The organism is Rhizobium sp. KNZ14-9A (assembly GCF_056755015.1).
This window is the reverse complement of the sequence record NZ_JBPGXB010000001.1, coordinates 1,005,305-1,022,892: the sequence shown is the minus strand read 5'-3', so window position 1 is coordinate 1,022,892 and position 17,588 is coordinate 1,005,305. Positions and strand designations below refer to the sequence as shown.

The 17,588-nt window shown below is 60.0% G+C and carries 19 protein-coding genes and 1 pseudogene; 7 read left to right on the top strand and 13 right to left on the bottom strand.

Annotation, left to right across the window (positions count from 1 at the left end; genetic code table 11):
• Positions 1-169: 169 nt before the first annotated feature.
• A complete protein-coding gene (locus ACR9ZQ_RS05315; protein WP_481427134.1) occupies positions 170-757 on the bottom strand; it encodes a malonic semialdehyde reductase in 588 nt (195 codons plus the stop codon).
• A 186-nt stretch (positions 758-943) separates the two neighbouring features.
• On the opposite strand from ACR9ZQ_RS05315, the gene ACR9ZQ_RS05310 reads away from it, so the two are divergent.
• From ACR9ZQ_RS05310 to ACR9ZQ_RS05295, 4 genes are all read left to right on the top strand, one after another.
• Entirely contained in the window at positions 944-1,633 is a 690-nt protein-coding gene (locus tag ACR9ZQ_RS05310) for a cysteine hydrolase family protein (protein ID WP_481427133.1), read from the top strand.
• A 30-nt stretch (positions 1,634-1,663) separates the two neighbouring features.
• Positions 1,664-2,533: a nitrilase-related carbon-nitrogen hydrolase gene (locus ACR9ZQ_RS05305; protein ID WP_481427132.1), complete on the top strand. Its 870-nt coding sequence runs from the start codon at positions 1,664-1,666 to the stop codon at positions 2,531-2,533.
• Between the two features lie 9 nt (positions 2,534-2,542).
• A complete protein-coding gene (locus ACR9ZQ_RS05300; protein ID WP_481427131.1) occupies positions 2,543-3,847 on the top strand; it encodes an MFS transporter in 1,305 nt (434 codons plus the stop codon).
• 123 nt (positions 3,848-3,970) lie between these two features.
• Entirely contained in the window at positions 3,971-4,888 is a 918-nt protein-coding gene (locus ACR9ZQ_RS05295) for a LysR substrate-binding domain-containing protein (protein ID WP_481427130.1), read from the top strand.
• Positions 4,889-4,992: 104 nt separating this feature from the next.
• Here the strand turns inward: ACR9ZQ_RS05295 and ACR9ZQ_RS05290 are convergent, their stop codons facing one another.
• The 5 genes from ACR9ZQ_RS05290 to ACR9ZQ_RS05270 form a co-directional block, all read right to left on the bottom strand.
• Positions 4,993-6,039 (bottom strand): ABC transporter ATP-binding protein, encoded by a 1,047-nt coding sequence (locus ACR9ZQ_RS05290; RefSeq protein ID WP_481427129.1) that lies wholly within the window; start codon positions 6,037-6,039, stop codon positions 4,993-4,995.
• A gap of 28 nt (positions 6,040-6,067) precedes the next feature.
• Positions 6,068-6,913 carry an ABC transporter permease gene (locus ACR9ZQ_RS05285; RefSeq protein WP_481427128.1) on the bottom strand — a complete coding sequence of 282 codons (846 nt, stop codon included), beginning with the start codon at positions 6,911-6,913 and terminating at the stop codon, positions 6,068-6,070.
• 10 nt (positions 6,914-6,923) lie between these two features.
• Positions 6,924-7,787, bottom strand: a complete 864-nt coding sequence (locus tag ACR9ZQ_RS05280; RefSeq protein ID WP_481427127.1) for an ABC transporter permease — start codon at positions 7,785-7,787, stop codon at positions 6,924-6,926.
• Positions 7,788-7,853: 66 nt separating this feature from the next.
• Complete coding sequence (locus tag ACR9ZQ_RS05275) at positions 7,854-9,149, bottom strand: ABC transporter substrate-binding protein (RefSeq protein ID WP_481427126.1); 1,296 nt, start codon at positions 9,147-9,149, stop codon at positions 7,854-7,856.
• Positions 9,150-9,268: 119 nt separating this feature from the next.
• Positions 9,269-9,772, bottom strand: a complete 504-nt coding sequence (locus ACR9ZQ_RS05270; RefSeq protein ID WP_481427125.1) for a flavin reductase family protein — start codon at positions 9,770-9,772, stop codon at positions 9,269-9,271.
• 196 nt (positions 9,773-9,968) lie between these two features.
• Here ACR9ZQ_RS05270 and ACR9ZQ_RS05265 point away from each other — a divergent pair, with 196 nt between their 5' ends.
• Complete coding sequence (locus tag ACR9ZQ_RS05265) at positions 9,969-10,844, top strand: asparaginase (RefSeq protein ID WP_481427124.1); 876 nt, start codon at positions 9,969-9,971, stop codon at positions 10,842-10,844.
• 111 nt (positions 10,845-10,955) lie between these two features.
• Positions 10,956-12,254 carry an amidase gene (locus ACR9ZQ_RS05260; protein ID WP_481427123.1) on the top strand — a complete coding sequence of 433 codons (1,299 nt, stop codon included), beginning with the start codon at positions 10,956-10,958 and terminating at the stop codon, positions 12,252-12,254.
• A gap of 76 nt (positions 12,255-12,330) precedes the next feature.
• On the opposite strand, the gene rutA (ACR9ZQ_RS05255) is transcribed toward ACR9ZQ_RS05260, so the two are convergent.
• Both rutA (ACR9ZQ_RS05255) and rutA (ACR9ZQ_RS05250) read right to left on the bottom strand, forming a co-directional pair.
• Positions 12,331-13,452 carry a pyrimidine utilization protein A gene (rutA, locus tag ACR9ZQ_RS05255; RefSeq protein ID WP_481427122.1) on the bottom strand — a complete coding sequence of 374 codons (1,122 nt, stop codon included), beginning with the start codon at positions 13,450-13,452 and terminating at the stop codon, positions 12,331-12,333.
• Between the two features lie 39 nt (positions 13,453-13,491).
• Entirely contained in the window at positions 13,492-14,592 is a 1,101-nt protein-coding gene (rutA, locus tag ACR9ZQ_RS05250) for a pyrimidine utilization protein A (protein ID WP_481427121.1), read from the bottom strand.
• Here rutA (ACR9ZQ_RS05250) and ACR9ZQ_RS05245 point away from each other — a divergent pair.
• Positions 14,537-14,773: a hypothetical protein gene (locus tag ACR9ZQ_RS05245; RefSeq protein ID WP_481427295.1), complete on the top strand. Its 237-nt coding sequence runs from the start codon at positions 14,537-14,539 to the stop codon at positions 14,771-14,773. The two genes, rutA (ACR9ZQ_RS05250) and ACR9ZQ_RS05245, sit on opposite strands and share 56 nt — an antisense overlap.
• A 34-nt stretch (positions 14,774-14,807) precedes the next feature.
• On the opposite strand, the pseudogene ACR9ZQ_RS05240 reads toward ACR9ZQ_RS05245, so the two are convergent.
• From ACR9ZQ_RS05240 to ACR9ZQ_RS05220, 5 genes and pseudogenes are all read right to left on the bottom strand, one after another.
• A pseudogene (locus ACR9ZQ_RS05240) lies at positions 14,808-14,999 on the bottom strand (hypothetical protein); the annotation flags it as partial.
• A gap of 45 nt (positions 15,000-15,044) precedes the next feature.
• Positions 15,045-15,704 (bottom strand): HAD family hydrolase, encoded by a 660-nt coding sequence (locus tag ACR9ZQ_RS05235; RefSeq protein WP_481427120.1) that lies wholly within the window; start codon positions 15,702-15,704, stop codon positions 15,045-15,047.
• A 134-nt stretch (positions 15,705-15,838) separates the two neighbouring features.
• Positions 15,839-16,417 carry a GrpB family protein gene (locus ACR9ZQ_RS05230; protein ID WP_481427119.1) on the bottom strand — a complete coding sequence of 193 codons (579 nt, stop codon included), beginning with the start codon at positions 16,415-16,417 and terminating at the stop codon, positions 15,839-15,841.
• Between the two features lie 207 nt (positions 16,418-16,624).
• Positions 16,625-16,861 (bottom strand): cupin domain-containing protein, encoded by a 237-nt coding sequence (locus ACR9ZQ_RS05225; RefSeq protein ID WP_481427285.1) that lies wholly within the window; start codon positions 16,859-16,861, stop codon positions 16,625-16,627.
• Positions 16,862-17,028: 167 nt separating this feature from the next.
• Positions 17,029-17,511, bottom strand: a complete 483-nt coding sequence (locus ACR9ZQ_RS05220; protein WP_481427118.1) for a GNAT family N-acetyltransferase — start codon at positions 17,509-17,511, stop codon at positions 17,029-17,031.
• Positions 17,512-17,588: the final 77 nt, after the last annotated feature.

The following is a 17,588-nucleotide window of genomic DNA, read 5'->3' as shown; positions in this document are numbered from 1 at the left end:
TGACCCCATCCTGCTGACCGGCGATGGCGACGGGAGGCATTGTAGTTGAAGGGCATGAAGCTGACAGATCCGATAGTTCAACCACCGCTCGGCTACACCATGACCGCTGAACGATCCGTGCACCGACGCTCTCCTTGATGAGTTATCTCGATGTCTTGTCCAGCCGCGATCACAAGATGGCGGCAGCTTCCGCGAATGCCAGACGGGGAAGGCGATCGAAATTGCCGCTCGGATCGCCATAGCCGAGATTGACGAGGAAATTGGATTTGATCGGCGTACCGGAAAAGAAGGCCTGATCGACGATCTCCGTTTTAAAGCCGGACATCGGGCCAGCATCGAGACCGATCAGGCGCGCCGCGATTATGAGATACGCTCCCTGCAGGCTGCTGTTGCGGAAGGCCGTCTCCTGCGCCAGCGACGGGCTCGAGGTGAACCAGGAACGGGCATCGGCGTGGGGAAAAAGCTGCGGCAGTTTCTCGTAGAATTCACTGTCGTAGGCCACGATGACGGTCACCGGCGCGGTCATCGTCTTTTCGAGATTGCCCCGCGACAGCGCAGGTGCAAGGCGATCCTTGGCCTCCCGGCTCTTGACGAAATAGAAGCGGGCCGGCAGGCAATTGCCCGAAGTCGGCCCCATTTTGATCAGATCATAGAGTGCCTCGAGCTGCGCGTCGCTGACCGGACGGTCATGCCATTTGTTGAAGGTGCGGGCTTTGGTGAACAGCAGGTCTTCGATACCGCCGGAATTCTGGTCCATCAGCATTGGTTTTCTTTCGTCACCTGTCATCAATCAGCGCCAGTTGGGGCGTTGGCGACAATCCTTGCACAAGCTCTTCGATTTTCGGCCTGAGCATTTCTCATCGCCAACCGAAGAAATAGCCATTCGCAACTTCGGAAAGTCCCGACTAACCTTCAGCCTATCGCAAAAAAGAGGATGAGGAACATGGCTGTCTGGGACAAGTTTCTGACTGAGGACGACAAGAAGGTCATGGAGAAGCGCAAGCCGCGGACGCTGAGCGGTCCCGGCCGGCGCAACGCCCTCCTGCTTATCGACATGCAGGTCACCGCCTGCGGCTTCGACAAGCCGATATACGAGCAGCTCGACGTTTATTCCGGCGCCTGCGGCCCTCATGCCTGGAAAGCCATTCCCGTCCAGCAAGAGCTGCTTGCGGCGGCTCGCGCGGCGGGAATGCCGGTGATCTACTCCAAACATATCTTTTACGAGCTGAGCGGCCTTCCTTCGGCCGACCCATCGAACAATTTCAGCGCCCGCAACATCAATTCGGAAGTCCCGGTAGAGGTGGCGATGCAGCCCGGCGACCTACTCGTCGAAAAGCAGACGCCCAGCTGCTTTACCTTCACCAATCTCCACATGATGCTGAACAATCTAGGCGTCGACGGCCTGCTCGTCGGCGGCAACAGCACCAGCGGCTGTGTGCGTGCGACCTGCGTGGAAGGCATGGCGCTCGGCTACAAGATGCAGGTGATCGAGGAGGCGGTGTTCGATCGCATCGAACTCTCGCATGCTGCTGCGCTCTTCGACATGCAATTCAAGATCTGCGATGTCATATCCGTGCAGCAGGCCCTAAAGCAGATCGCCGCCGGTGCTGCGCCGGCAAGCGCGGCTGCCTGATCTCCTCGCCATCCAGAAAGAGACTGTGTCATGAAATTCCTCGCTGCGGCCCTGCAGCTCGGTTCCGCCGGGCCGAGCATCGGCGCCACATTGTCCCGCATCCTGCCGCTCCTCGATCAGGTCGGCGACCGGGGCGTGAAGCTCGTCGTCCTCCCCGAACTTGCGCTGACGCCCTATTTCGGTGCGACAGTGCACGAACTCTCTGGCCAGTATGCCGCCAAGGCCGAAAATGACGAGGCGATCGCCGCCGTCGGCGCCAAGGCCAGGCAGCACGCGATGGCCGTCGTCCTGCCCTTCGCCGAGCTTTCCGGCCATCAGGTCTACAATTCCATGGCCTTCATCGACACGTCAGGGCGCCATGTCGGGACATTCCGCAAGATGCATATTCCGGGCTTCGTCGAGCCGAAACCGAATGGCGAAGTCACCATCCTGGAGAAACGCTATTTCACGCCGGGCGATCTCGGCTTTACCGTTCACGACACCGGGCCGCTGAAGCTCGGTGGGCTGATCTGCTACGACAGGCGGTTTCCGGAAGCCTACCGCTCGCTCGTTCACAACGGTGCCGACATCATCTGCGTCGGCTACAACACCCCGGTCATGCCGAAGGGCACCCTTTCCGTTGCCCGCCGCGCATCCGAGCTTGCCATGTGCGGCGGCGCATATTCCAACGGGACCTATGTCATCGCCGCCGGCAAGGCCGGCGTGGAAAACGGCGTGCGCTATATCGGCGGGAGCCTGATTGCCGGTCCCGACGGCATGATCGTCAGGAAGGCCAGGAACATGAGCGACGAACTGGTGATCGCAGAAATTGACATGGAAAAACAGGCCTCCATTCGCGAACGTTGGGCCTTCGCAGTCAATCGGCGACCCGCCGATTATGTGATGACCCAGACCGCCTGATGGTGCGAGATGGCGTCATTCACTGAGCTGCCGCTGACGAAGGGCAGGTTCGCCGCGCTCGGCGTTCGAAATTTCAGGATCTTCTTCTCCGGGCTTTTGGTCTCGGTGACCGGTCCCTGGATGCAGACCACCGCGCAGGCCTGGCTCGTCCTCAATTTGACGAATTCTTCGCTGTCGCTTGCGACGGTCGCCTCGCTGCAATTCTTGCCCATCATGCTCTTCGCCCTGGTCGGCGGAGCGGTGGCCGACCGTTTCCCGCGGCGCAAGCTGATGTTTGCCACCCAGGCTTTCGCGGCAGTCCAGGCCGTCGTCCTCGGTGTCCTCGTCGCAACCGGCGCGGTGACCATTTGGCATATCTACGTCCTTGCGTTCACCCTCGGCGTCATCAATGCGCTCGACACACCGCTGCGCCAGGCTTTTGTCAGCGAACTCGTATCGCTTCCCTTCGTTCCGAACGCGATTGCACTGACGTCCATGGTCCAGAATCTCGGGCGCATCATTGGTCCGGCGCTTGGCGGCGTCGTCATCGCCGCCTTCGGCGTGGAGGCAGCCTTCTTCATGAATGCCGTGACTTTCGCCGCCATCCTGATCGCCCTGATGCGGATCCGGCCGGAGGAGCTTGAACCCAGCCGCTTCACCGGCAAGCCCAGCGTCATTTCGCAGATCGGCGAGAGCCTCGACTATGCCTGGCGCACGCCGACGATCCTCTTCCTGTTGCTGGCAACCGCCTTCATCGGCATGTTCGGCCAGAACTTCACGACGATCGTGCCACTCGTGGCGAACTATATCGTGCACGCAAGCGCTGCCGAATTCGGCCTGCTGAATTCCTGCCTCGGCACCGGCTCCTTCATCTCCGCCTTCCTGTTGACGAGCCGTGGCGCCCCTTCGGTAGGGCGCGTGCTGCTGTCGGGACTGGCCTTCGGCATCATGCTGATCGCGATCTCGCTCACCGGCAATCTTTTCGTCAGCTGCTTCCTATTCCTCATCGTCGGAGCCTCGGCCGTGACGTTCTCCGCCTCGGTGACGGCGTCGCTGCAGATCCAGTCGCCGCCCGACATGCATGGCCGTTTCGCCGCCATGGTCCATCTGCTGATAACCGGCTCCTCGCCGATCGGCGCTATGCTGACCGGTTTCATTGCCCATTCCTTCGGTGTCTGGGTGTCGATTTTTGCCAATGGCGCGCTCTGCTGCGTCGGCATGGCAATCTCTTTTGTCTATTTCCGGCGTAGCCGGACAAACACGAATTTCGACCTCGGCAGCATCGCCAAGCGGGAGGAAACGCCGCTGCCGCCGGTTGTCACGGCCGCAGAATAAATCCGTTGGCGGGGATCGCCTAAAAAATGAACCGTAACTGTGTTTGATCAGAAATTATGCTTGCCGTAACAAATCCGTCGTGTTTTTCTACGCGCGGGAGGACGTTGTAAAGGGGAATTGTCGATGAGAAGACGAGTACCTCTGAACGCGGTCCGTGCCTTCGAGGCAGCGGCTAGGCATAATAGCCTCGTGCGGGCAGCTGATGAGCTTTGCGTGACGCCAACAGCCCTCAGTCATCAGATCCGGCTGTTAGAAGATTTCCTGCAGGCCAAGCTTTTCCTTCGTAAAAACAGCCGCTTGGAGCTCACATCGGAGTCGCGGGCCTATCTCGGGCGCCTGACTGAAGCGCTCGATCTGATCGACGATGCGATCGACTCTCTGCGCAAGCCGCTCGATATGCCGGAGCGCGTCGTGGTCGGCGCTTCCGCCTCGGTCGCCTCGCTCTGGCTGATGCCGCGACTGCAGAACTTCATAAGGACGTCGCCCAATATCGACATCTCGCTGACGACTTTCATCGAGCGCTCGGCAATCGAATCCAATACTTCGGACATCTGGATCTGCAACTGGCGCACCAATCTCGACCGCCGTGTCGAACTGCTGCTGGAAGAGGAAATCATCCCCGTCTGTTCGCCGCAGCTTGCGGAAGAATATGGCGAGCTGAGCTTCGATTCCTTGCGCGAGCTGCCCCTCGTCCATGTCGACAGGGCCAAGCCCGACAGCAATGGCCAATATCCAGACTGGGAGCGTTATCTCAGGGAATATGGTATGCATCGAACAGACGTTGCCAAGGGACCCCGCTTCAATCAGGGCGGCCCGGCGATCGAAGCGGCGAAAGCCGGCATGGGCGCCTTGCTCGGCCGTTCCATCCTCATCGAAAAGGCCTTGAAGAGCGGTGAGCTCGTCAGGCTCGGCGAACCCTATCCGGTCCGCAATCCCTACTATATTATCTCGCCGCTGCAGGCCTCTTCGCAGGCCATCAACACTTTCAAGGACTGGATCTTCGCCGAAGCCGGCAGCCGGCCCGGCGTCTACGCTTCCTGACGATTAAATGGCCCGAACGAAGCGGGCCACTTCTCCTTTTCTTGCGAAACGGAAAAGCCGGCACAGGCACCGCTCGCACCAGCCGCAGATTGGCTTAGGCTCTTTCAGGCGGCATCCAGCGACCATTCGTCGTCGGGAGACCATGAGACGGTGACCCGGTCGCCGATCGCATGCGGCTCGGCGAAGAATTCGCTGTCCGGCACCAGAACCGAAAGCGGCTGCTTGTCCACCGACAAAAGATTGATGCGCACGGCCGGCCCCTGATATTCGCGGCCGATGACCTCGGCCATCAGGTGACGGCCGTCGGTCGCATGCGAGACATGGCATTTGTCGGCGCGCACGGCGACTGGGCGGCTGCCCATATGGATGATGTTATGGCCGCCGATGAAACGCGCGACGAAGGCATTGGCCGGCTTCTCGAAGATGTCGCGGGCGGGCGCCGCCTGCATGATCCTGCCGCCGTTCATGACGACGATCATGTCGGACAGGGCCATCGCCTCTTCCTGGCTGTGGGTCACATGCACGAAGGTGATCCCGAGCTCCGCCTGGATGCGCTTCAGCTCGGCGCGCATGGCGATGCGCAGGAATGGGTCGAGCGCAGACAGCGGCTCGTCGAGCAGAAGGACGCGCGGCTTGGTGATCAGCGACCGTGCCAGGGCGACGCGCTGCTGCTGGCCGCCGGAAAGCTGCGAGGGCATGCGGTCGGCGAGCTTTTCCATCTGCACCAGCGCGAGATAGTCCATCGCCTGCCTGTGGCGCGTCGCCTTGTCGACCCTCTTCAGTTTCAGCGAGAAGGCGACATTGTCGAGAACGCTCAGGTGTGGAAAAAGCGCGTAGCTCTGGAACATCATCGAGGTTCCGCGGCTGACGGCGGGTGCGACGGTCACGTTCTTATCCTGGATCAGAATGTCACCGTCGCTCACCACCTCGTGCCCCGCAATCATCCGCAAGGTAGTCGTCTTGCCGCAGCCGCTCGGTCCGAGCAGGCAGCAATAGGAGGCGGCCGGAATGCGCAGCGACACATTGTCAACGACGACGCTTGAATCGTAGCGCTTGGTCAGTGCCACCAGCTCGACGTCGTTGCTGCGCCGGGGCTGCGTCTTCCATTCGGCGGCAGGCGTTTCAGGCGCGATCTTTGTCTCATGTCTCATGGGATCACCTCTGGCTTGAAAGTTTCCGTCAATGCGCATGCGCCCGCAGACGGCGTCGCTTGGCGAGATAGGTCCCGAGCAGAAGGGTACCGATCACAAGCGAGAAGGAGAAAAGGGTGGTGACAGTGCCGATCGCAAACAGGACGGGCGAGGTCGCGGCCGTCAGCAGTCCTGTGATTTCCATCGGCATCGTGTTGCCGGTGCCGACATTCAGCGAGGTGCGTGCCACCTCCTCATAGGACGAGGTGAAACCCGCCATGAAGATGCCGACGACACCCGGCAGGATGATAGGGAAGATCACCTCGCGGAAGCGTTGCCAGCTGGTCGCGCCGAGATCCGTCGCCGCCTCTTCGTATGACCTGTTGAAGCGGCCGAGAACGATGAACATGATCAGCAGGCCGAAGGGCAGCGACCAGGTGAGTTGGGCGCCGATGCCTGAGGTGAACCACTGCACCTGGAAGCCGAGCAGGTTGAAGGCAAGCGCGATGCCGAAGCCGACGAAGATGCCGGGAAGCACCATCGAGGTGATGGCGGAGTAGAAGACGAAATTCGCGCCCGGGAATTTGCGGCGATAGGAAAGGCCGGCGGCAAGGGCAATCAGCGTCGTCAGCACTGCGACGATGCCGGCAAGCCGCATCGAGCGCACGAAGGATTCGTGTATATCGCCGACGCCTTCGCCACCGCTTCCGGAAAACAGCACCTGGAACCAATGCGTGGAAACGCCGACCATCGGGAAACTCATGCCGCCGTTCAACCCCTGAAAAGACAGGACGAAGACGCACAGCATCGGCCCGTAGAGGAAGGCGAGGTAGACAACGAAAATCCCGAAGAGCAGATAAAACGAGCGGGGGCGTGGTTGTCCTCTTTCGCGCATGTCCGGTCTCCTAGTTCGCCAGTTCTTTGCGGATATCGACCAGCCGCAGCAGCGCCGTGACGAAGGTCAGCACGATGACCAGCATGACGACGGACTTGGCGGCCGCGGGCGGATATTGAAAGGCATTGAGCTCGGTAGTGATGGCGCCGACGGCCGTGTTGATCTGCCCGCCGCCCATCTGCTTGACGACGAAATAGTCGCCCATCACCGCCGTGACGATGAAGATGGAACCGATGGCGATGCCCGGCTTGACCAGCGGCAGGATGATCATCGTGATGATCTGCCATTCACTGGCGCCCTGGTCTCGCGCGGCATGCACGAGCGAATGGTCGAGCTTCGCCATCGAGTTGGCGATCGGCCCGAGCATCGCCAGCGTCAGCATATTCACGTAGACGAGGATAACCGAGAAATCGGAATAGAGTAGCCAGGTCAGTGGCTGATCGATGACATTGAGATGCAGCAGCGCCTGGTTGACGAGGCCTTCGCGGCCAAGCAGCGGCACCCAGGAGACCATGCGGATCGGGCCGGAGGTCCAGAAGGGGATCGCGCAGGCCGCCATGCAGATTGCCCGCATCGCTGAGCTGCGCACATGGAAGATCAGGTAATAGGAAATCGTGAAGCCGAGCACAAGGGTGATGGCCCAGACAATCGCGACGAACTTGAAGGTCGTTTCGTAGAGATCGAGCGTCAGGCTCGAGGTGAAGATGTCGGCATAGTTGTCCCAGATGAATTCCGGGATGACCTCCGCGAAGCCGTAATCCATGAAGCTGACGGCGAGGATCATGGCGAGCGGCACCAGTACAAGGCCGATCATGATAAGGGCCAAGGGCGCGACCTGGAGAACGGATGTTCCTGCTCCCGCTTGCAATCTCATCGGCGGTTTCCCTGTTTTTCGGTGATGCCGGGGCCGGCGGCGGCAATGGCTGCCACCGCCGAGGGGTCAGGCAGCGATGAACTTCTGCCACTGGCGGACGAGATAGCGGTCCTCATCCATCAGGGTGTTCCAGATGCCGATATTGCCCATGCGGTCCCAGAGCGAGCCGCCGTCGCGCACCGCACCCGCCTTCTCCATGATCTTGCCGAAGGGATTGAGGATATCGGCCTGGGCGGGCTTGCCGTCATACCAGTAACCATACTCATCGGCCGTCATGAACGGCTTCACGTTCTCGGGCACCGTGTTGTAGAAGCCCTGGCGCGAGATGAAGGCGCCTGCCCAGCCGGAATTGTACCAGTTCATATATTCGATGGCGCAGTCGCGCTTCAGGCCGGTCAGGTGATTCATCGCGAACATCATGATGTACCAGCCGCGATGACCTTCCTTCAGCGGCTGGAAGGTGCAGGGGATGCCACGTGTGCGCACTTCCGTAACCGCCGGCGACCACATGGACTGCAGCACGACCTCGCCGGAGGCCATGAGCTGCACCGACTGGTCGAAATTCAGCCAGAAGGAGCGGAACTGGCCAGCCTTCTTGTATTCGATCAGCTTGGCGATGGTCTTGTCGATTTCGTCGCGGGTCATGTTGCCCTTGTCGACATATTTGACCTCGCCCAGCGCCTCGAGCGCCATGGCCGCATCCGGCAGGCCGACATTGACGCCTTCCTGCAGCGCCACCCGCCCCTTGAAGGCCGGGTCGAGAAGCTTAGCCCAGCTGTCGATCTTCACGTCGCCGACGAGGTCGGGCCGGACGCCCAGCGTATCGGCATTGTAATAGAGCGGGACGCCGACCAGCCAGTCGGTCGGGGTCATCGAATAGGCCGTCGCATTCGCGTCGCTGTAATATTGCGCCTTGATCGGCGCATAGCCCTGCAGCGAGGCCTCGTTGCCGTTCGGATACTTGCCGGTGCGGAAGAGCGACACCGTCTGATCCCACCACTTGTATTCCTTGGTGGTGACCGGCTGCACGATATGCTTGCCGAGCAGATATTTCACCGAGGTATTGCCGAGGTCGGCGACGTCCATCGTCTCCGGCTGCGTCAGCATGCGGTTCATCTGCGTGGTCACGTCGACCGTCTGCATCTCGATTTGGAAGCCGAGATCCTTGTTCGCCTGTTCCTGGATGTTCTTGATCGTCGAATAGGATTGCCCGACATGGGTGATCTTGATGTCCTTGATGTTCTGCGCCCAGATCGTCGGGAAGCCCGTGATGACGCCCGAGCCTGCGGCGGCACCTGCCGCGGCGGCGGCACCTTTCAACAGGCCACGCCGGGTTATGCGGCCAGCTTTCTTCTCAGCCATGTGTCTCTCCGTTTGCGGGCCTTCTGGCCCTTGTCTTGTTCCCACTCATCAGAATTCATGCATGCGGGCCGGCGATGGATATCGTTATTGTTTTTCCGGCTAAGTTCTCTAGGCGCCGCCTATGCCGTCATCGCGATGTCGGGCTCGACAAGGATCTGGCGATATCGGCCGTCGAGATAGAGCAGGGGCGAGCTGTCGCTCTCCCAGATTTCCGTCGCGACGATTTCGGCGATGAAAATCGTGTGCGACTTGTAGGGCATGGCCTGGCGCACTTCGCAGTCGAAGCTGACGAGCGAGCCCATCAGCGCCGGCGCCCCGGTCTTCATCACGCGCCAGGTGCCGTTGTCGAAGCGCTTGTCGCGGTCGATGGCACTTGAGAAATTCGCTGCGATCGACTGGGCAGCCTCGGACAGGATATTGACGCAATAAATACCCGAACGGGCGATATGGTCATGCGCGGATGCATTCTTGTTGACGCAAACCAATAGGGAGGGCGGCTCTCCCGTCACCGAGCTGACAGCCGTTGCAACAAGCCCGTGCCTCTTGCCGTCCGCGACTGTGGTGATCAATGAGACGCCGGATGCCAATCTTCGCATCCCGAGCTTGAACTGGTTGATATCCATGGGGCTCGCTCCTTCCTGGCGCTCCGAACCCGCTCCTTTGCTTGCCGGACCGCGATCTCTTGGGAAAACTATGCTGCGGTGCAGCGCGCAAACCAAATGACCATTTCTCACGTCCACGCTGAGAATTTCTGACGCGCGTGTAACGTCCGTTCGGACTAGCCTGCGCTTCGCAGCGGCAGAAGGAAGCGGGGAATCCATGCGTCGGAAGATTGCCTTTATCGGAACCGGGGGAACAATCTACTCGCTCGGCCTCGATCCGCTCGACATCATCTTTTATGGCGAGCAGCAGAATATGCTTCAGGCCGGCGCGATCCTTGAGGCGGTGCCGGAGGTCCAGGCCGTCGCGGATGTGGTGGCGATCGCCTTTGCAGAATGGCGGGCGCTTGCCGCGCAATGCAAGGCGATCGAAGAGAGTGGCGAGGATTTTTCCGGCATCGGCATCGTCATCGGTCACGGCACAGCGACGCTGGAGGAGACGGGCTGCTTCCTGTCGCTGACGTTGAAGATCGCCCTGCCGGTGGTCGTCGTCGGCTCGCAGCGGCCGCTCAGCGGCCTGTCGAGCGATGCAAAGCTCAATCTCGTCAATGCCGTCAGGGTGGCTGAGGCCCCCGCTTCTGCCGGGCGCGGCGTGCTGGTTCTGCTCAATGACGAGATATATGCCGCCCGCGAGGTGACGAAGACGGCAACCTTCCGCCTGCAGACGTTTCGCGCGCCGGATTTCGGAATGCTGGGTTATGTCGATGGCGATACCGTTGGCTGTTATCGCCGCGCCGAGCGGCGCAGCGCACCCGACACCGAATTCGATGTGGCGAATCTCGATATACTCCCACGCGTCGATATCAGCTATGCCTATGCCGGCGCAGACAGGGCGGAGGTCGACGCCTTCGTTGCAGTCAGTGCTCAAGGGATCGTCTCGGCAGGTTTTGCCCCGCCATCGTCACACCGAACAGCTCGAGGCCCTTGTGCGCGCCCGCGAGGCTGGCCTGGTCGCCATGCAGGGCACCCGAGTCGGAAGCGGGCTGGTTCATCGCGGCAAGCGGTTTTCCGAACTCGGCTTCCTGACGGCCGATAATCTCATCCGCAGAAGGCCAGGCTGCTCCTGGCGCTGGCGCTGACCATCACGCGTGATCCTGATGAGATCATGCGCATCTTTTACACCTATTGAGATTGTCGGAGGCCGATCATGACAAAGCCGAATGAACTCGATGCCGCATCGCTCGTGTCGCTCACGCGATCGGGTAAACTCACGGTGGAGGAAGTGGCGCGATCAATCATCGCGCGGGTGGACGAGCGCGATGCCGACGTGGAGGCCTGGGCCTATTTCGACCGGGAGCAGATCATGGCCGAGGCGCGCCGTCTGGATGAGGCAACGGATAGGGGGCCGCTGCACGGCGCTCCTGTTGGCGTCAAGGACGTCATCAATACCAGGGATATGCCGACCGCGCACAATACGTCGCGTTATGAGCGTTGCCGGCCCGGCGTGGATGCGGCTTGCGTCGACATGTTGCGTTCGGCCGGCGCGCTCATCGTCGGCAAGACCGTCACGACCGAATTCGCCACCACCAATCGCGGCGGCAAGACCCGTAATCCCCATTCCCCGGAGCGCACGCCGGGCGGCTCGTCCAGCGGTTCAGGGGCGGCCGTTGCGGATTTCCAGGCGACAGTTGCGCTTGGAACCCAAACCGGCGGCTCGACGATCCGGCCCGCTTCCTTCTGCGGCATTTATGGCTGGAAACCCACTTGGAATTCCATCAGTCGCGAAGGGTTGAAAATGTACTCGGCGACCTGCGATACGCTGGGTCTCTATGCGCGGTCCGCCGGCGACCTCGAGCTGCTGGCCGAGATCTTCCGGCTCGAGCCGCCTGAAAAGCCGCCGGAAACGCTTGCCGGCGCCCGCATCGGCATATGCCGTTCGCCAGTCTGGGAAAAGGCGCAGCCCGCCACACAGGCCGCGTTGAAGGCCGGCATCGAGGCGCTGAAACGGGCGGGCGCGGTGCCGGTCGATCTCGATTTGCCGGCGCCTTTCGAGGCGATCCACGATGCGCATCGCAAGATCCTGCGCAGGGAAGGCCGCTCCGCCTTCCTCAACGAATATGCCGCCACGCCCGAAATTCACGAGGATTTCAAGGCAATCGTCGAGAACCGCGACGATTACAGCGTGGAAGAAACACGCCGGGCCTATCGGCTCGCCGATGAATGCCGCGCCATCTTCGATGACATCGCCGCAGGCTACGACCTGATCCTGACGCCGAGCGCGACAGGTGAAGCGCCGCTCGGCATCGAGCTTACCGGTGACGCCTCCTTCAATTCGATGTGGACGCTGTTACAGGTTCCCGTCGTCAACGTCCCCGGCATGGTCGGGCCGAACGGCTTTCCCGTCGGCCTGTCGCTGACCGGACGCCGCTACGACGACCGTAAGGTTATTGCCTATGCCCGGCTCGCCGGCGCCGCCTTTAACGCCGCCGAACGGCAGGCGGCCTGACCCAAGGCCGACCGGGACCGTACAAAAACTCGCCGGGAGCGCTCCCGGCGGGTTTGCAGTGATAAAAGAACGCGGCTCAGGCCGCATCCCTCTTCATCGTCAGGTCGGGATTGCGGGATTTCATCAGCGGCTGGATATGCTGGCCAAACTGCTCCATGCCGACGATGAAATCGTCGAAGGTCATCATGATCCCCTCAATGCCGGGCTTTTCGGCAATTTCGTCCAGCATGGCCGCGACTTTCTCGTAGGAGCCGATGAGTTTCAGCATGCCGGTCGGCTCGGCGGTCTCCGGCTTCGCCAGCATGTCGCCGGCGCGCTTGGCCATCATACCGGCCGTGGAATTGGCGGTCGCATTCTTGTCGGCCGCCGACTGGTCGCGCTGCCATTCGATCGCCTGCAGGTCGGTGCCCTTCTTGTAGTGTTCCCACTTGGCATAGGCCATCTCGTCCGTGCGGTCGGCGATGATCATCAAGAGCGTATAGGCGCCCACCTTGCGGTTGTAGGGCGCGGTCACGTCGAGCAACCGCTGCGCATTCGCGCCGGAATTCTGGACATTGTTGATGCCGGCGCCGGCGCCGACGAAATTATAGTCGCAATGCTCGCCGACGAAGCGCATGCCGGTATCGCTGGCGCAGGCTGCGACGATGTCGATACGGCCGGACGGGCGAGGGCTGAGCTTGCAGTCGTCCATCTTGAAATATTCGCCCTGAAAATTGGAACCGCCCGTTTCCCAGAGATCCTTCATGACCTGCACATACTCGCTGGCATATTCGTAGCGGCGGCGGAAATGCTCGTCCCCGGGCCAGAGGCCCATCTGCTGGTATTCCTTCGGCTGCCAGCCGGTGACGATATTGACGCCGAAGCGGCCTGGGGCGATGGAATCGATCGTCGAGGTCATGCGCGCCGCAAGCGCCGGCGGCAGCGTCAGAAGTGCGATCGAGGCGTAGAGCTTGATCTTCTGCGTGACGGCGGCAATGCCCGCCATCAGCGTGAAGGCTTCGAGATTGTGCTGCCAATATTCGCTCGGGCCGTTGAAGCCGCGCAGCTTGATCATCGCCAGCGCAAAATCGAGGCCATAATGCTCTGCCCGCTGCACCACTGTCTTGTTCAGATCGAAAGTCGGATAGGTTTCCGGCGAGGTTGTCGAAATCAGCCAGCCGCGGCTGCCGATCGGGATGAACACACCCATCTTTACCATATGACGTTCCCTTTTATGTTTGTGAGCATGGCAGCCTGTTCAGGCTGCCGATTTTTCGACCTGGAGATCAGGATTGCGCGTCTTCATCAGCGGCTGGATATGCTCGCCGAACTGTTCGATGCCGGTAACGAAGTCGTCGAAGGTCAGCATGATGCCCTTGAGGCCGGGGGTCGAGGCGATCTCATCAAGCATGCGCGCGACATTGGCGTAGGATCCGATCAGCTTGAGCATGCCTGTCGGCTGCGGGTTTTTGATCTGGCGCACGAGGGCTGAGGCGGTGGAGCCTTCCTTGGCGACCGTATCCTGCCCGGCCTGGCTCGCCTGCCATTCCAGCGCCTCGATATCGGTGCCGGCCTTGTAGTGCTCCCATTTGGCGAATGCCATTTCGTCGGTCCTGTCGGCGATCACCATCAGCAGCAGGAAGGCGCCCGTATCGCGTCCGGTCTTCTCGGCCGCCGCTTCCACCTTGGCGACCATGTCGCGCGCGCCGCTCGTCTGGTTGAGATCGCCGCCGGCGCCGATGAAATTATAGTCGCCGTATTCCGCCACGAATTGCATGCCGCGTTCGGACTGGCCGGCGCCGACGATCGGTATATAGGCGGAGGGACGCGGCGACAGCTTGCAGTCGTCCATCTGGAAGAAGTCGCCCTTGAAGTCTGAAACACCAGTCGTCCAGAGATCGCGCATGATCTGCACATATTCCGACGCATAGTCGTAGCGGCGGGAGAAATGCTCCGGCGTCAATTCAAAACCCATCTGCTGGTATTCCTTGGGCTGCCAGCCGGTGACCATGTTGATGCCGAAACGGCCGGGCGCAATGGAATCGATGGTTGAAGCCATGCGCGCGACAAGCGCTGGCGGCATCGTCAGCATCGCCACCGAGGCAAAGAGCTGGATCTTCTTTGTGACGGCGGCAATCCCCGCCATCAGCGTGAACGATTCGAGATTGTGCACCCAATATTCGCTCGGGCCGTTATAGCCTCGCAGCTTGATCATCGAGAGTGCGAAGTCGAGGCCGTAGAACTCGGCCCGCTGCACGACAGCCTTGTTGAGATCGAAGCTGGGCATTGTCATCGGAGACGTCGTGGAAATTAGCCATCCGCGGCTGCCGATTGGAATGAATACGCCGATCTTTGTCATGGTCCGGTTCCTCTTGTTTTCAATCAAAACAAGAGTTCACTGGCCCGACGATATTTCCAAGCGACGATTTCGAAACGGGCAGATGAGAAAATCTCAGGTCGTGCGATCGATAAAAGCCACCCTGCCGGCGGCCGCCGCCGGGCGGCGCTCCGCCGCTCCGCTTTTGACCTTCAATGGCTGAACGGCCCTAACGAACGCGTTGAACGGTTACGCGTTCATTCTGCCGTCAGCGTAGACCGCAGTCGCACATTCAGCCCTGGCCGCAACAGGTAATCGGCATTGGGGAACTCCACAGCGATGGCAACTGTCTGTGTGGCGGCGTCGAAAGCATAGCTGCCCCCAACCAGTTTGCCAGGCTCAGGGTATTCGTCTCCACTCGGCAGCAGCATCGTGAACTTCAGCTCCTCAGCCGCCTTGCTGGGCGTTCCTAAGGCGTCCCGGCAGGATGCGTTCTAAATCGACCCAATCACATCGCCGATCTCCGCCATTGAAGAGCAGATCGACGCTGCCCCGGCTTCCGACAGGCGCGCCTGGAGGGCGTCATAAGTATGCCCGCCTCCGATAAAGCCAATGGACCTCATTCCTGCGCGCCTTGCAGCGGTCACACCGGCGACAGAATCCTCGACGACGATGCATTCGTTCGGATCGAATCCCATCTGCGACGCAGCAAACAAAAATACATCCGGCGCAGGCTTCGAACGCTTGACCTGACTGACAGAGAAGACATTGGGTGTGACATGCTTCAGAATTCCAGTGCGCTCAAGATTGTCGGCCAATGGCATCAACTCTGTTGATGACGCCACACATACCTCGTGCCCATAGTTCTTAATCTTTGTTATGGCTTCTGACGTGCCCGCTATCGCTCTCAACTCTGTTGCAAAGCGGCGGTCGCATTCGCGCAGAATATCGTCAACCCAATCATCCCTTAGGTTCAGACCGTGCTCTTCGGCGAGCTTCTGCCATGCCGTCCGATGGGGAATTCCTGCAAAACGTTCGGAAATAGTCGATGCGGATGTTGGATAGCCCAACTCGGTGAGAGCCTCAGCGTCGACCGAACAAAAAATGGCTTCTGAGTCGATTAGCACGCCGTCACAGTCGAATATCACCAGCATTCCGGCCCCTTTCCTTCTCCGAAGGGAATCATCCCTGACGCAGGACATGTCGATCAGAAGATATTCGACCGCGCCATCGGTATCCTTTCAGGTTCATCGTGAAATTCGTCAGCTTCGAATCCGCCCTATGATAATCAGCTTTTATCCGAGAACGGCGAAAACTGCTTGTCCACTTCTTGTGGTCTCCCGGAGGTGACATCTTCCCAACTTTCCTTCAGGGCCCTTCCTACGATCTCCGAAATGAACGCGCTCTTTTCTGACGTATACCGATCTCCATCGTATGGGAATCGATCCGCGAGCCGCCGTTTCAACACAGCATATTCGGTCGCCACCTCCTCATGCTGGCGAAGATAGTCCCGAAACAACATCCGACGCTCATGCGTCTGGTTTGATGGCGGGCAGAGGTAGACCCTGATCTGGGGCATACGGCGTCTCCAAAGGAAGGCCCAAACATCGTCCTCGTACCGATTTCCACGCGGTTCAAATCCAAGCTTGATCAGCTCCGCACTTGCGTCGGGAACGTCGTCCAAACTCGATAGAGTGATATCGACGTCGATGATCGGCTTCGCGGCCAAGCCCGGTACGGCAGTGCTGCCGATGTGGTCAACAGACACGACATATTTCCCGAGCGTCGCTCTCAACAGGACTTCAGCGGCTGAGAAATCATTCGTCCAATTTGGATCGAAAGCGGAGAGTTCGACTAAGGTCGGCATGGGCGTACCGTCAACAGAGGAGATAGCTGACGTTACCCGATTCACCTAATCCATGTCTCCTCCTGGCGGAGGATTACCGTCATGGAGATCAGCATCTAGCTCCACGGTGGGAGCGCGGCACCGCTTACGACGATGTCGCTAGCCCGCAGCATCATGGACACGGCAAGCGGCCGACCTGAGATGGTGCATTCGCACGACAATCGAACTCTATTTCTGGATCGGACCGAAGTCGTCGTCGGGGTAGTGAATCGTTTCTTCACCCGGTCGGCGTGAGCCGACAGCCAGGAAGATGCCCGGCTGCTCGGAGCGGTTCTGGATGTGATGACCATTACGCTCACCCGCCGGAAAAGCAGCAAACATGCCAGGCGTCAGCTCATGCGGACCATTATCATCGATCAACGTCAGAGTGCCTTCGAGTACGCTCGGGCTTGATCTGGCCGTCATAGCTGGCGGTTGGTGTGCGAGGTGCGGTTGCAAGGCTGCCGATGTGGCTGTCAAACATGGCTCCTGTCTCCGGCGACAGAAATTGTCACAACGAGATAGCATGGGCCATAGATAAAACAAAAGTCAGAAGGACCACCTCCACGGGCGCAGCCATCTGAATCATCGGCTCAGGATTGTCGGGAGTCGAGGCGCTTGGGTCGCTCCATGAGGAAGTGAGTTGAAGTGCGTCCAACTTCAACGAAACCATTCCGTCGGTAGAGGCTACCAACTGGGTTCCACAGGAGATATTCAAGGCGAACGGGGAGGTCTTCGGCGTCGGCAAGTGCGAGGCAGTGCGCAAGGATTTTCGAGCCAAGGCCGTGCCTGCGAAGTGAGTCCATCAGATAGAATTCGCCGAAGCGGACGAACTCGGGTAGCAGTTGAAGCGAGACGGTTCCAATCGGCTGTCCATCCAGCTCGATCCGAGAGAATGGCTTCTCGCGCAATCGCTGACCGTGGACTTCGCGCTGGAACTTTTCATCCCATCCCCACTGCTGAATGATGTGAGGACCGAGGGCCTGTCTCTTCACCTGGAATGAGAACTCAAACTCCTCATCCGTTGGCGTGAGCATCTGAAATGTCAAATCAGGGGGAAGGTCAGGAATTTTCATAGGATCGAGACTACCTTCAGCTAAGCACTGTGTCAGTTGCACGTTGACACAAATCTTGGGTTCAGCTTGGAATGCTT